Origin of the sequence: Hahella sp. KA22, from assembly GCF_004135205.1 — a bacterium.
In the GTDB taxonomy this organism is placed as follows: Bacteria; Pseudomonadota; Gammaproteobacteria; order Pseudomonadales; family Oleiphilaceae; genus Hahella.
Genome location: NZ_CP035490.1, coordinates 655,242 through 670,304, shown reverse-complemented (window position 1 = coordinate 670,304; position 15,063 = coordinate 655,242). Strand labels below are relative to the sequence as shown.

Sequence of the window (15,063 nt, the reverse complement as noted above, 5' to 3'; positions counted from 1 at the left end):
GATTTTGATGCCTTCCTGATCCATTCCTTTTGACTAAGATCTTCCTTGTCGCCTCCTTGCTGCGTTTCCTTACTTTGGCATCCGTGTCCCTACGCTTTCTATACTAGTCATCTCGCCGGTTGGGAGATAGCCGACTTGTCTGCAAAGCGTGTGAGATATCTCTCAAGCGCCACCCATAAAACCTAACCCAAAGTGGCTATTGCGGGATTCGAGACCTGGGTCTAGGATTTTTACTGTTAAAGCCCTTCGATTTGGGCATTTTTTTGAAATTAATTTGAAAACGTTTTCATATGGACAAGTGTCTAACTAAAGCGCCTCGCATTGCTTAGGCAAATAGTCAGATACCACTGCAATACCAATCAATCTCATGACTCAGGATAGCCTTCCGACAAGACGGGGAAATCGCATAAAGCGCAGAGAATTCATGAGATTTTTTTGAAAACATTTTCATATACGCCACTCCGATCGATATCTCCATTGAGCAGTGGCGACCAGGAGATGAGGAATCTTGTATGAAAGGAAAGCTATTAAAAAGACTAACCCGCTGCAAACCACGCCGATTACTGCTGGGCTGTCTGGCGGCGACGCTCGCTTCGCCGGGCGCTTACGCCGGTTTCCACGTGCACGAAGGACAGTTGTTGGATGGCTTCAACAAGCCTTTCATCATGCGCGGGATCAACCATCCTCATGTCTGGTACACCTACCGTACGGAGCAGGCTTTAAACGATATCTCCGCCGTAGGCGCCAATACTGTGCGTATTGTTCTGGGGTCCGGCCATCAATGGCCCAGCACGCCCGCAGAAGAAGTGGCGCGCATCATCGCAAAATGCAGAGCCCTCAAGATGATCGCCGTGCTGGAAGTGCATGACGTCACCGGCTATGGCGAAAAACCGGAAGCGGCGCCGTTGTCCGCCGCCGTAGATTACTGGCTGAGCATTCAAGACACGCTCATGGGCCAGGAAGATTACGTCATCATCAATATCGGTAATGAGCCCCTGGGCAATAATGTTCCCACCACCGCCTGGGCGCAGATTCACCAGGAAGCGATCCAACGTTTGCGCGATGCCGGTTTCACCCACACGCTAATGGTGGACGCTCCCACCTGGGGTCAGGACTGGCGGGAGACCATGCTACAGCAGGCGCCGGAGGTCTTCGCCACAGATCCGCAGCAAAACCTGGTGTTCAGCGTGCACATGTATCAGGTGTACGCCGAGCGCAGCAAAATCGACAACTACCTGTCCACCTTCGTCAAGGTTCACAAGTTGCCATTGGTGGTGGGAGAGTTTGGCGCCGATCATCAAGGGGAAGAGGTGGATGAAGGCGCCATCATGGAGCTGGCGGATTTCTATCGCATCGGTTACCTGGGCTGGTCCTGGTCGGGCAACAGCGGCGGGACGGAATCACTGGACATTACCCATGATTTTGACTCCAGCCGCCTGACGCCCTGGGGAGATTTCCTCATCAACAGCGCCTACGGCATCCGCGCCACCGCCAAACCTGCCAGCGTTTTCACCGCTGGAGAAACCGAGCCACAGCCTCCCAAAACGCTTCCTCAGTCCCTGCAAGTCACACAGGGACACCCTCTCGATATAACGCTTTTCGGCAGCGATACGGACGGAACTGTCGCCGCCTTTCAAATTGACGCCCAACCCCGCCACGGAGTGCTCGTCGGCGCTGACCGCTCCTGGACTTACACTCCCACGCCCGGTTTTGTCGGCGAGGATAGTTTCACCTACGTCGCCTTTGACGATGACGGCCTGAGTTCAACTCCTGCGCGCGTGGACATCCGCGTGGAAGCATCAACCGACGCTACAGCCAGCTGCGACTACAGACTCGTTAATGAATGGGAGACCGGTTTTATTGCATCCATGCGCATCACCAATACAAGCACAACACCCTTACATGGATGGGAAGTGGACTGGGCCTACGCGGATGCAACCCGCATCGTCAACGTGTGGAACGGCGAGTTATCCGGCGAGAACCCTTATCACGTCGCCAGTATGAGTTGGAACGCGGAGGTTCCTCCTGGGGCCAGCGTGGAGTTCGGCATGCAAGGCGCCAAAGGCGACGCCGCCAGCGCACCTCGCGTCATCCAGTGCGGAGCGAACTGAAACGTGCGCATTTTTGCTGGCTTCCATTTACGGCGGCAGGTTCAGCGGTATCGCCGCCGCCCATAGCGCCTTATGGCGCTTATCCGGCGCACCGCGCCCCTAACGACAAAGCGAAAAGCTTGAATATCGGACTGACTTAATTCTCCAAAAAGGGAACGCCAATGAAACTTTCAATGAAATCGGGATACGGCCTTGCCGCCGCTCTTTCCCTGGGATTCGCCGCCGTGCAGAGTCCCCTCGCACAGGCCGCCAAGTGCGAGTATGTGGTGCAGAATGAATGGAACAGCGGCTTCGTGGCGCTGATCAAGATCACCAACACCGGCGCCAGCGAAATCAACGGCTGGGACGTCACTTGGCGTTATGACGACGGCTCGCTGCTAAGCAACTCCTGGAGCGCCCAGTTATCCGGCGCCAATCCCTATCGGGCCGCCAATATGAGCTGGAACGGGCGTATCGCCCCCGGCCAGACCATTGAGTTCGGCATGCAGGGCGCTAAAGGCGCTGCAACCGCCCCGGTTCCCGTCGTCACAGGAGACGTTTGCGATGATGGCGGCGCGCCGGATAACCATCCCCCTGTCGCAGCCTTCACCGCTTCCGTCAGCGTTGGCGACGCGCCGCTGCCAGTGGTTTTCGATGCTTCCACCTCCAGCGATCCGGACAACGATGCGCTCAGTTATCAATGGGACTTTGGCGACGGCTCCAGCGCGACGGGCGTCGAGGTTTTCCACAGCTACGCAGATCCCGGCGAATACAACGTCACTCTGACTGTCAGCGACGGCGCAGCGTCCGTCACGGCTTCCCGCAGCATTCGCGTGAAACAGCCGGATACGGCGGACCCGGTCACCGCCAGCTTCACCAGCAGCGTGGTGGATAAAACCGTCAGCGTTAACGCCGCCGCGTCGACGGGCGACAATCTCACCTATATCTGGGATTTTGGCGACGGAACCACCGCCTCTGGCGTCAACGCCAGCCACACCTATGCGGAAGCGGGAACCTACAGCATCCAGCTCACTGTCAGCGACGGCGAACAAAACGATAGCGCCAGCAAAAGCGTCACCGTGGAGGAAGACGATACAGATCCCGGCGATGATCATGCGCATGTCAGCAATCCTTTCGCCGGCGCCAAGGCCTATATCAACCCGGATTATGCGAAGCAGGTGAACGCTTCCATGGCCAAGGTCGACGCCTCTCTGGCGGCGAAAATGGCGACATTGAAAGACACGCCCACCGCAGTCTGGCTGGATCGCATCGACGCCATTTACGGCGGCGACGTCAACGGCGGTCGTCTGAGTCTTGAGCAGCACCTGGAAGCGGCGCTGGCGCAAAAAGACGGCGATGAGCCCATTACCGCCACCTTTGTGGTGTACAACCTGCCGGATCGGGACTGCGCCGCACTGGCCTCCAACGGCACGCTGCATTCAGATCAAAATGGCCTGGCGATCTACAAGTCCGACTACATTGACGTGATTTATAACGTCATGTCCGACCCTCGTTTCCGCGACATCCGCATCGTCACGGTGATCGAGCCGGACTCGTTGCCGAATCTGGTCACCAACCGCGATATTCCCGAGTGCGCCAAAGTGGCTCAAAACGGCGTTTACGTCGACGGCGTGCAATACGCCATCAGTCGTCTGTCGCAACTGCCTAATGTCTATCTCTATCTGGATATCGCCCATTCCGGCTGGCTGGGCTGGGAGAGCAACTTCGGCCCCGCCGTGCAGCTCTTTACGCAAGTGGTCAAAGGCGCTTCCGGCGGCGACCTGAGCGTGATTGACGGATTCGTTTCCAACGTCGCCAATTACACGCCCACAGAGGAAGTCTATCTGCCCAATCCAAGCCTGCGCATCAACGGGCAGGAAGTTCGCTCTTCCAAGTTTTATGAGTGGAATCCTCAATTCGATGAAAAAGGCTTTGCCGACAACCTGCACCAAGCCTTCGTCAACGCCGGCTTCCCCAGCGATCTCGGCCTGCTGATCGACACCAGCCGCAACGGTTGGGGTGGAGACGAGCGCCCCACCGGACCGGACGCCTCCGCCGGCACAGTAGACCACTATGTCACCGCCGCCCGCCTGGATCGTCGCTTCCATCGCGGCAACTGGTGCAACGCTGACGGCGCCGGGGTGGGCGAGCGTCCCCGCGCTGCGCCATTCGGCGCCGACACGCCCGTGGACGCCTTCGTCTGGATCAAGCCCCCCGGCGAATCCGACGGCGCCAGCGATCCATCACAAACCACGCCGGATGACGAAGGCAAGAGTTTCGACCCCATGTGCAGCCCCGATTACGTCGGCAAATCCGGATATCCCACCGGCGCCAAAGCGGGTGCGCCCGCGGCGGGACACTGGTTCCACGAGCAGTTCCGCATGCTGGTGGAGAACGCTTATCCGCCGATTGAATAAATCCCGTAAAACGCCGGGCCGGTGATCCGGTCCGCTTGCACAAACTTGAAACCAGGCGATCAGGGAGGATCGCCTGAGGACCAACAAAAAACCTGAAAAGGAGACGCTGATATGCGCACGCCAATGTTTTTATTAAGTTCCATGAGTCTGGCGCTAGCCGCCGCCATGACCCCGATCCAGGCTTATTCCGCCGACGGCAATCCTCGCGTCAACCAGCGCGGTTATCTGCCGGAAGCGCCCAAAGTCGCCGTGTACGCCACCGCAAATGACGCCGCGCAAACCTGGGAATTATGGCGCAATGGCGCCCTGGTGGCTTCCGGCATGACCACCCCCAAAGGCGCTGACGCCGCTTCCGGCGAACGCCTGCATCAGATCGATTTTTCCAGTGTGGATATTGAAGGAGAAGGCTATGAACTGAAGGTCGGCGGCGACCGCAGTTATCCCTTCGCCATTGACGAGCAGGTCTTTTCCGGCCCTTTGTACGACGCCATCCGCTACTACTATCACAACCGCAGCGGTATCGAGATCGAAACTCAATTTACCGGCGGCGGACGCAGCAGCTATGCGCCAGACGCCAGGCTGGCGCGCCCGGCGGGACACATCGGCGTGGCGCCCAACCTGGGCGATTACAACGTCCCCTGCTGGCCGGGAACCTGCAATTACTCGCTGGATGTTTCCAAGGGCTGGTATGACGCCGGCGATCACGGCAAATACGTGGTTAACGGCGGCATTTCCGTGTGGAAGCTGTTGAACGCCTATGAACGCAATCACTATTTCGGTAAGCATAAAGAGGCTTTCGCAGACGGAACCCTGAATATTCCCGAAAGCGGCAACGGCGTCCCCGACCTGCTGGACGAAGCCCGCTGGCAGATGGAGTTCCTGCTGGCGATGCAGGTTCCGGAAGGCGAAGCCCTGGCCGGCATGGTTCATCACAAAATGCATGATGAAAACTGGACCGGTCTGCCGCTGGCGCCCCATGAAGACCCGCGTCAGCGCTATCTGGTTCCTCCCTCCACCGCCGCCACCCTGAATCTGGCCGCAACGGCGGCGCAAAGTGCGCGAATATGGAAAGACATCGATCCTGATTTCGCAGCTCGCTGTCTGACGGCGGCGCAACGGGCCTGGCAAGCCGCCAAGCAGCACCCTGACGTCATCTACAAAGACGATTTCAACAATGGCGGCGGCGGATACGGCGATCAGGACGTCAGCGATGAATTCGTGTGGGCGGCGGCGGAGCTGTTCGTCACCACCGGCGACGCCAGCTATAAGAATGATATTCAATGGGATGAGGATCTGACGCCTGACTGGGCCTGGCCGCAAACCCGCATTCCCGCCCTGATGTCCCTGGCCATGGTTCCCGCCGATCACAGCGCGACCTTGCGCGAGCAGGCCCGGGGAACGCTGGTGTCGTTGGCGGACAAACTGGTCACAGTCATTGACTCGCAAGGCTATCTGCCGCCATTGGGGAATGAGGAGTATTACTGGGGCTCTAATAACGTCCTGGCCAACAAACTGGCCATCACCGCACTGGCTTATGATTTCACCGGCGAAGACAAATACGCAGACGCCACGCTGAAATCCGTGGATTACCTGTTCGGTCGCAACGCCTTGTCCCTGTCTTATGTCACCGGACATGGCGTCCATGCCGTCAAACAGCCTCATCATCGTTTTTGGGCCGGCGTTCTCAATAGCAGCTATCCCTGGGCGCCCCCCGGCGCGCTGGCGGGCGGACCTAACCCCGGATTAGAGGATGATGTGGCGAAAGCCGCGTTATCCGGCTGCGAAAGCAAACCGCAGACCTGTTTCATCGACGACATCGGCTCCTGGTCCACCAATGAGATCACCATCAACTGGAATGGCGCCCTGGTGTGGACCCTGGCCTTCGTCAATGATCTGGCGGAAGGAGGCGATGGTCCTGACCCAGATCCCAATCATGATCCCGTAGCGGCGTTTTCAATCAACGCCTCCAATCTGACGCTGAACCTCGACGCCAGCGCCTCCAGCGATCCGGATGGCGACGCGCTTAACTATCAATGGGACTTTGGCGACGGCGCCGTGGGTTCAGGTAAAACCGCCAGTCATGAGTATGCTGCGCCCGGCGTGTATAGCGTCATGCTCAAAGTGAGCGATGGCCGTGGCGGCGAAGCCAGTCTGACGCAACAGGCGACGCTCGACGACGGGAACTCGCAAGGGGCTTGCGAATACATTGTACAGAACGAATGGAACAGCGGTTTCGTCGCGCTGATCCGCATTCATAATCAGGGATCATCGCCGGTTGAAGGATGGGAAGTCAGTTGGCAATACAGCGACGGAACCCAGATCAACAATCAGTGGAACGCCAATTTCTCTGGACTAAATCCCTATAAGGCGAGCCCTCTGGATTGGAATAAAACCATCCAGCCCGGCGCTTATGTGGAGTTTGGCATGGTAGGTCAAAAAGGCTCCGCCACAGCGCAAACGCCAACGGTGTCAGGAGACGTCTGTCATTAATAACATGGTATTGGCACATTGATAATCAGGCGCATGGATGCGCCTGTGTGGCGGCTATGGCAAACGACGATGACTACAGCTTAAAGCCGGCGACGATGCCGTTGAGATCATGCGCAAGATCCGCCAGCTCATGACTCGCCGCTGACGTTTTCTGCGCGCCCTCCGCGGTGTGATCCGCCACATCGCGGATATTCACCAGATTACGATCCACTTCCCGGGCCACATGGGCCTGTTCTTCCGACGCGCTGGCGATGCTCAGGTTCATCTCATTAATGCGTCCCACCATGCGCATGATTTCCTCCAGTGCGCCATCCGCCGCTTCCGCCAACGACAAGGTTTTATGCGTGTGCTCGTTACTGGCGGTCATGGAGTTCACCGCATTGCGGGTGACGCTTTGAATATTGTCGATCATCTGGGTGATTTCCCGGGTGGATTCCTGCGTGCGATGGGCCAGTGCGCGCACTTCGTCCGCCACCACAGAGAACCCCCGTCCCTGCTCTCCCGCCCGCGCCGCTTCAATGGCGGCGTTAAGCGCCAGCAGGTTGGTCTGGTCGGCGATGGAGCCAATCACGTCAAGCACGCGGCTGATTTCTCCCACCTGGGTGGCCAGCGCCTGAATCTCTTCTCCCGTGCTGGTGACGGAGTTAGTCAATTCTTCCAGAGACTGCTTGGTTTCGCCCACCTGCTTGCGGCCGCTGGTGGAGGCCGATTCCGCCGCTTGCGAGGCTTCCGACGCATCGTTGGCGTGCTTGGCCACATCGTCCACCGCCGTGGACATTTCCGTGACGGCGGTGGCGGCCATCTGAATCTCGCTGTTTTGCATATTCAAGGCGTTGGTGGCGTCTTCCGTCAGCGCGTTCAAATTCTCTGACGCCGAGGCCACCTGAGAGGCGGCGGAAGTGACTTTCTGCAATGTTTTACGTAAACGATCCTGCATTTCCGCCAACGCTATCTGCAGATCAGAAATCTCATCCTGCCCCTCCACCTCAATCGTCTGGGTAAGGTCGTTGCGGGCGATGCGGCGCGCGGCGGACAGTACAGATTTCAGCGGCTTATTGATACTGCGGGTCAGCACCAGCGCGAAGGTGAAAGTAACCACCGCCGCCAGCGCGATGGCGATAATCATCAGTTCCTCAGTTGCGGAATATAGCTCGCTGGCGCGCCCTTTGGCGGAGTCGGCGCCAGACGCCACAAAATCAGACAGGTCCACATAGACCTTGCGTAGCTGCTCCAGTCTTTCATTGCTGGGCCCGGTCATCATCTCGCGGGCCTCTTCCTTGAATTTCACCCGGGATAAACCAATCATTTCGTCGTGGGTTTCCAGATAGCTTTTCCAGGAGGCGGTGAGGGTTTCAAACAGGTTTTTCTCCTGTTCGGACTCCAACATTTTTTTGTAGTCCGCCATCAACCCTTCCAGCTTATCCTGCGCCGCTTTCATGCGTTCATCGGCGTCGATAATTTCCTGATTGAACTCCGCCATCACATGCAGTAATTCCTGAGTGCGGAAAAAGTTGAGGGAGGACTGAATCTCGCCCAAAACGCGTTGGCGCGGCAACCAGTCCTCTGCAATTTCAGCGGAAGATTGCGCGATCGCCGACATCTGCTTCAATGAAAACAGGCCAAGTCCTAGAATAAAGGCGAGAGCGACCACAAACCCGGCGGCGGTGCGATGACCGATTTTGAAACGTCTGAAGTGCATGTTCACAACCCCGGAAAAAGATATGAGCGTTTTCTCTAAGTCTAGACAGGGATTTGGTTTCTTAAAGCCGAATTTACTGGAAAAACAAATATCTCTTGTGAAAAAACGTATCAGGGGCAGAGGTTATTGCTCTATATGCCCGGAGTGGAGACGCGACGCAGGTTTCTGCTAGTATCCGCTAACGCTCTCATGCGCGGGCGTGAAAAAACGTCAGCAAACCTCAAAAATATTCGCTCAGCAACCGCCTCATGGAATAAGCGCAATAACGTGAATCTACCTCTGCAATCTCATCCCGCACTGTACTCCGCTTTCGATGTTTATCCTTCCGCCAAAGGCGCCGCCACGCATATTCAACAGGCAGCGCAAACCTTGTTTGACGCCGCAGGCGGGGGACTTCTCTATGTGCTGGGAAATGAGCGCCTACCTCGCTTTCAACGGGAAGGCGCGGTGGAAATCCTGCGCTTTGGGCGTTTGTTGGACAACTATCTGCATCGCGCGCTGGCTTACAGCGCCGAGTTGCAAGCAGTGCTGGAAGGCGGTCTGCAGGAGAGTCTGCAAATCGCGCAGTTCCGCGACCCCTGGGGCGGCCTGCCACTGGTGCGCCGCGCCGCCGGACGCTACCGCACCATTTACGAGGTCAATGGCCTGCCCTCGGTGGAATTGCCCATGGCCTATCCTCATGTCGGAACCGCCACTCTGGCGAAAATCCGCGCCCTGGAGGACGAGTGCCTGGCCCGTGCGGATCGCATCGTAGTCCCTTCCGGCGTTATCCGCGACAACTTGGCGCGACGGGGCGTAGAGCCCAAACGCGTCAGCGTGATTCCGAACGGAACGGAACTTAACTATGGCCATGCGCGCCCCGAAGGCGCGCCAAAGCGCTATATTTTATATTTTGGGGCCGTGCAGGCGTGGCAGGGATTGGATGTTCTGTTACGGGCGTTGCAACGCCTACAGGATATTCCAGACCTGCATCTGGTGATCTGTTGTTCAGTAAAGTCCCGGCGCGCCAAAGGTTATCAAAAACTGGCGGAGAAGCTGGACGTGGCGGAGCGCATCACCTGGCTGCACCGCCTGAACAAAGAAGAACTGGCGCCCTGGGTCAGCAACGCCTACGTCAGCGTGGCGCCGCTCACGGAGTGCGCCCGCAACATCGACCAGGGGTGTTGTCCGCTGAAAATTCTGGAGTCCATGGGGGCGGGAGTGCCGGTGATCGCCTCCGACCTGCCCGTAGTGCGGGAGCTGGTGACTCACCGCGAAAATGGCTACCTGGTGGCGCCGGAACGCCCGGCGGAGCTGGCCCGCGGCTTGCGGGTGCTGCTGGACTATCCAGACGCCGTGGCGCAGATGGGCGCAGCGGCGCAGCGCAGCATTGCGGAGGGCCTGTTGTGGTCCCACGCCAATGCAGCGCTGAAACATATTCATGTAGAACTGATATCGGGGAAGTAGATGGCTAAAACTAAGCAACAAAGGGCGCTGACGTCCACCCCAGAGCTGGAGAAGTACTTTCGTGAAGTCAGACGCACGAAAAAGCTTACCGGGGAACGAAGCATCGATGAGTGGCTTGAGTGTCTCCGTTTTATCGCCGCGCGCGATAAAGGCGGCGATAAGTTAAGGAAACGAGTTGCAATCGCAATGGCGCTCTGGATTGTGGGATTTATACTCTCCCTGGTCGTGGAATTCCCACCTGCCGCCGCAGGGTTCGCGGTAATATTCATCATAAACCTGATCATATTCTTCGCTCTTCAAAGTAAAGACGTTCCCAACCGGCTGCGCGACTCGGTGCTTCCTCTGTTGACGATATTACGTCAGGACACAGAAGCGAATGCCCGTCTTACCCTGAACGTTGACCTGGTTGGCCCCGAGCTGGTCTCCAAACGCACGGATCACCGCACTCTGGGCGGAGGCCCCCGCATAGAACAGTCCATCTTTCGCGATCCATGGTTCCGGGGAAGTCTAGGCCTCGCCGATAACAGCATATTGACATGGGAAGTGCTGGACGTGGTCCGACGCCGTAAAATTCGCAAGCGCAACCGCCGCGGCAAGACCAAAACAAAAACCAAGTACAAGATTAAAACGCGTATGGACATCAGCCTGAGCTACAAAAACGACCGCTATCAGGCGCAGGTCAGCTCCGGCGCCACAGCGCCGCAGGTCAAGAAAGAAGGAGAACGCAGAAGCGTGCTCAGATGTCGCCGCCAAGCGCCGGGAGGCTCCAGCCCTGGCCAGAAAATGGCTCTCAAAGAGCTACTGATCGGCGTGTCCATGATTTATAAAAGCTTAAGACCGGTAGGGTGATGCAATGGCAAAATGTGAAGTAAAAGCTGGATTTTTCGTACTGCGCCCCTGTGAAGCGCTCGCAGCTCTGCAATGTTCGATTTGCGAGCGCCCGATGTGCGCCCTGCACACCATGCCCGTTGAAGGCGAGATGCTGTGCACCGAATGCGGCGCCGTGCAGGGCGAAAGCGATACGGGCGATGATGAGATGTACATGGGTGACGGCGGTAATTCCACACGCTGGTTTTACTACTACCGCCAGCACTACTACACCGAAACCGGCGACGCCGACATGCTGACGGAAGACCACGGATTCGGCGCGGACGAAGCCGCCGCCTTCGTCGGAGCCGATATGCTGGACATGCAGGACGACCTGGGCGGCGACGATGATTCCGCCGACCTGTTCGACAGCTAAAGGCGCGCCTATGACTGGAACCTTACTCTGGCTGACCCAGAACCACTTCCCGCAACAGGGCGGCATGGCGCAAAGCTGCGACCGCATCGTGTCGGAATTGCGCCGCCGCGGCTGGCGCATCGATCTGGTTCATTTCAGCGGCAAATGGCGCGACCTGGATGCGCAGCGTAAGCTGGGCGGGGTCAACATCCGCTGCCCGTTGGAAGCGGACGTCAGCCATACCCTGAACCGGCTTTGGTGCGCCCTGCCTCATCTGGGTGCGGACCGTTACGACGGCGTGGTCGCCTTCGGCGGCTATGTGCCGATGCTGGCTGGGCCGGTCTACGCCGCCTGGCTACAGAAACCGCTGTCGGTGCTGATTCGCGGCAACGACTTTGACGCCGCCGTGTTCGACCCCAAACGCTCCGCCGTGCTGGACAAAGCCATTCGCGCCTGCGTCCGGGTGGCCGCGGTCAGCCGCGATAAAGTCGCCAAGATTCAGCATCTATGGCCGGGCGCCGCGGTGGAATGGGTCGCCAACGGGATTGATCTCGGCTCCTGGAGCCCGATTCAATCCGACTACGAACAAGCTCAGGCGTTGCGTCAGGAGCGTATCGGCGCAGAGCCGCGTTTGACCTTGGGCATGTTCGGTCACATCAAACGTAAAAAAGGCGGCGACTACTTCATTGATGCGCTGTTGCGTTCAGGTCTGGCGAACAAGGCGCATCTGTTGGTGGTAGGCGATATGGAGCCGATGCTGCAAGAGCAACTCGAAAACGCGCCAGAGCTGGATTACAGCCACGTTCCCTTCGCAGACCGCTACACATTGCTGCCTTACTATCTCGCCTGCGATTACGTATGCATCCCGTCCTATTACGACGGTATGCCCAACGTCATGCTGGAGGCGGCCGCCCTTGGGGTTCCCCTGCTGGCGTCCCGCGCCGGCGGCATGGCGGATGTGCTGGAGGACAACCAGCATGGCTTCCTGTTTGAACCCGGCCAGACCGACGCCTGCGTCGCTGCGATTAAACGCGCCTTCGCCGCTGCGCCGGCGCAGCGGAAGGAGATGGCCGACGCCTGCCGCGAGCTGGCCGCGCAACGTCTGAATCTGGATGCGGAAATCGGCCGTTATGAAACCCTGTTCCGCGAGGTCATCGCCCTGGAGCAGAAAGTCAGTCATCTGCACAGTCTTTGAGGAATATCCAAATGTCTCATTCGCTTTTCCAACCCTGGCGCATGCTATGGCTGGTGTTGCTGACCGCACTCTGGACTCATCAAGCAGCCGCTCAGGCGCTCACGGTGGAAGACGACCGCGGCGATCTGGTGGTGGAGTTCACACTGTCCTATGACGACCTCTCCATCCGCTATCGGGATCACGGCGTCATGACTCGCCTCAGTTCCCGACTGAAGGACGACAAACGTAAATATTACGGCCCGAACGGCGCGCTGGTGGCGGAAGTCAAAAGCAAAGGCGACGACTTCAAGCTGCGGGCGGACGGCCTAAATGGCGAGATCAAAGTCAAAGGGGATATCGAAAAACTGAAAATCGTCGTCAACGGCGACGAAAAGCGCCCGGTAAAGATCAAGGCGAAGGGAGACAAGCTCAAGGTGTATCGCGTGTCAGGGGAGACGGAGATTTTTATCGGCCAGGCGCAACTGAGTCCGGACAAGAAAGAGATCAAAGTCAAAGATGCGGACAAGGACGAGCGTTACCGCATCAATGACTTCCGCCTGTCATCCGCCTACGGCCTGCTGCTGGACGAACGCATCCTGCCGGAGTATCGCTACATACTGATGGCGGAGATCCTGATGCGGCAGTAGCCATGATCTTCCTCTACGCGCTGGGGGGCGGTCTGGGTCATATCACCCGCGCCCAGGCGCTGATTCATACTCTTGGCTTCGATGAGCCCGTCACGCTCGCGATGAGCTCCTCCTGGAACCAGACGGAGCCGCCTTTATCCTCACAATTCCACCCGCTGCGGGCGCCTCGGGAAATCAGCAGAGATCCCACAGAGGTTCGCCGTTGGCTGTCCGCTGCGCTGGCGCAAAAAACCTACCGCCGAATCATCATTGACGCCTTTCCTGGGGGCCTGCTTGGAGAGTTGTGCGACTTCCCGTTTCCTCCTGACGCGGAGCTGATCCATTGCGCCCGACTGCTGCATTGGGATCGCTACAGCGCGCTGCTGCATGGAGCCTTGCCCGGTTATCGGCAGGGCTTCCGTCTGGAGCCGCTCCGCGACGATCATATGGCGGCGTTAAGCGCCTGCTGCGACAGCATCGATTCTCTGCGCCTGAACGATCCGCCTCTCGATCCTGCGCCGCATTCAGTACAAACCGCCTCATCGGAGCCGCCTCTGTGGCTGATTGTGCACGCCGGCTCGACGGAGGAAATTCTGGAGCTGATAGCACTGGCTCAGGACAGCGCCGCCCTGGAAAAAGTGTCTCCAAAGCTGATATTGCTGTCGCCGCAGCGTCCGGATGCCCTGCCCGCCGAGGTCGAGCATCGCTGCGTGTATCCCGCCACCCCTTGGTTCGCCAAAGCGCAACGCATCTTCAGCGCATGCGGCTTCAACATCGTGCGTCAATTGCAGCCCTATCGGCATAAACATCGTTTCCTGCCCTTTCCCCGTCGCTTCGACGATCAGTTCGCCCGCGCCGCCGCCCTGCGCGCGGGAAACTGGAATCAAGCCTGAAAAACCCCTCGTCTATACTATTAATCAGGCAGACAAATAGCTTCCTTCTATTTGTCTGCAACGACAGGGCCTGCACATGTCAGGCCCTGTCTCCCGCGGCTTGTCGCCGCGCAGGCGCGTCCATGCGCCTGGTGATTAACATGCCAATATCATTGCCATGTTAATAAACTGACAACAGGTCGCGACCAACACCAAGGGAGGCGTTCGGGAGATGAAGGCGCAGCAGAATTTCAAACCATTGAGCTGTTCGGAGTGCGTGCATGGGGCAGGTTTAAGCTTCGATTTCTCCATGGCGTTCCAGCCCATCGTCAATCTGCATGAGCGTAACGTGTACGCCCACGAAGCCCTGGTGCGAGGCGTCAATAATGAAAGCGCCGGCGCGATACTGGGACGGATCGACTACCACAACCGCTACCGCTTCGATCAGGCCTGCCGGGTGAAAGCCATCGAGTTGAGCGCCAGGCTGAATCTGAATACACGGGTCAGCATCAATTTCATGCCCAACGCGGTGTATCGCGCCGAGCTCTGCATCCGCACCACCCTGGAGTGCGCCCGCCTCCACAACATCCCTACGTCGCACATCATTTTCGAATTCACCGAAGGCGAACAGATCAAGGATTTGCCCCATGTCAGCGACATTGTCGACGAATACAAAAAACAGGGATTTCTGGTCGCCATCGACGATTTCGGCGCCGGCTATTCCGGCTTGAATCTGCTGGCGGAATTAGAAACCGACATCATCAAACTGGATATGCAACTGGTGCGCGAGTTGCATCATCACAAGACGCGCCAGGCCATTATCAAAGCCATCACGGAAGTGTGCCGGGAGCTGGACATCACCGTCATTGCCGAAGGCGTGGAGACGCTGGATGAAGCCAAAGCGCTGCTGGATCTGGGCATTTATCTGCAGCAGGGGTATTACTTCTCCAAACCGCTCTTTCAGTCCCTGTTCCATCCGCAAGCGGATATTTTCTCCGGCCTCTGAACCCGGCCGTCATGGCGAGGC

The 15,063-nt window shown here is 58.0% G+C and carries 11 protein-coding genes; 10 read left to right on the top strand and 1 reads right to left on the bottom strand.

All coding sequences use genetic code 11. The annotated features are described in order from the left end of the window. Nucleotides 1-512: 512 nt before the first annotated feature. From EUZ85_RS02975 to EUZ85_RS02965, 3 genes are all read left to right on the top strand, one after another. The gene (locus tag EUZ85_RS02975) at nt 513-2,111 is read left to right on the top strand and encodes a cellulase family glycosylhydrolase (RefSeq protein WP_127967845.1); all 1,599 of its coding nucleotides are present in this window, start codon (nt 513-515) and stop codon (nt 2,109-2,111) included. Nucleotides 2,112-2,272: 161 nt separating this feature from the next. Beyond that, complete coding sequence (locus tag EUZ85_RS02970) at nt 2,273-4,507, top strand: glycoside hydrolase family 6 protein (protein WP_127967844.1); 2,235 nt, start codon at nt 2,273-2,275, stop codon at nt 4,505-4,507. A 111-nt stretch (nt 4,508-4,618) separates the two neighbouring features. Next, nucleotides 4,619-6,997, top strand: coding sequence for a glycoside hydrolase family 9 protein (locus EUZ85_RS02965; protein ID WP_127967843.1), 2,379 nt, complete (start codon nt 4,619-4,621; stop codon nt 6,995-6,997). Nucleotides 6,998-7,070: 73 nt separating this feature from the next. Here EUZ85_RS02965 and EUZ85_RS02960 read toward each other — a convergent pair whose 3' ends face one another. Beyond that, entirely contained in the window at nt 7,071-8,696 is a 1,626-nt protein-coding gene (locus tag EUZ85_RS02960; RefSeq protein WP_127967842.1) for a methyl-accepting chemotaxis protein, read from the bottom strand. A gap of 267 nt (nt 8,697-8,963) precedes the next feature. Here EUZ85_RS02960 and EUZ85_RS02955 point away from each other — a divergent pair, with 267 nt between their 5' ends. The 7 genes from EUZ85_RS02955 (at nt 8,964) to EUZ85_RS02925 (ending at nt 15,042) form a co-directional block, all read left to right on the top strand. Continuing rightward, complete coding sequence (locus EUZ85_RS02955) at nt 8,964-10,142, top strand: glycosyltransferase (RefSeq protein ID WP_241566939.1); 1,179 nt, start codon at nt 8,964-8,966, stop codon at nt 10,140-10,142. After that, nucleotides 10,143-10,991, top strand: coding sequence for a hypothetical protein (locus EUZ85_RS02950; protein WP_127967841.1), 849 nt, complete (start codon nt 10,143-10,145; stop codon nt 10,989-10,991). 4 nt (nt 10,992-10,995) lie between these two features. Continuing rightward, nucleotides 10,996-11,385 carry a hypothetical protein gene (locus tag EUZ85_RS02945; RefSeq protein WP_127967840.1) on the top strand — a complete coding sequence of 130 codons (390 nt, stop codon included), beginning with the start codon at nt 10,996-10,998 and terminating at the stop codon, nt 11,383-11,385. Nucleotides 11,386-11,395: 10 nt separating this feature from the next. Further along, nucleotides 11,396-12,559 carry a glycosyltransferase family 4 protein gene (locus tag EUZ85_RS02940; protein ID WP_164887164.1) on the top strand — a complete coding sequence of 388 codons (1,164 nt, stop codon included), beginning with the start codon at nt 11,396-11,398 and terminating at the stop codon, nt 12,557-12,559. A gap of 11 nt (nt 12,560-12,570) precedes the next feature. Further along, nucleotides 12,571-13,185 carry a hypothetical protein gene (locus EUZ85_RS02935; RefSeq protein WP_127967838.1) on the top strand — a complete coding sequence of 205 codons (615 nt, stop codon included), beginning with the start codon at nt 12,571-12,573 and terminating at the stop codon, nt 13,183-13,185. Between the two features lie 2 nt (nt 13,186-13,187). Next, nucleotides 13,188-14,057, top strand: coding sequence for a hypothetical protein (locus tag EUZ85_RS31065; RefSeq protein WP_164887163.1), 870 nt, complete (start codon nt 13,188-13,190; stop codon nt 14,055-14,057). Between the two features lie 211 nt (nt 14,058-14,268). Then, complete coding sequence (locus EUZ85_RS02925; protein ID WP_127967836.1) at nt 14,269-15,042, top strand: EAL domain-containing protein; 774 nt, start codon at nt 14,269-14,271, stop codon at nt 15,040-15,042. The last annotated feature ends 21 nt before the right edge of the window (nt 15,043-15,063 follow it).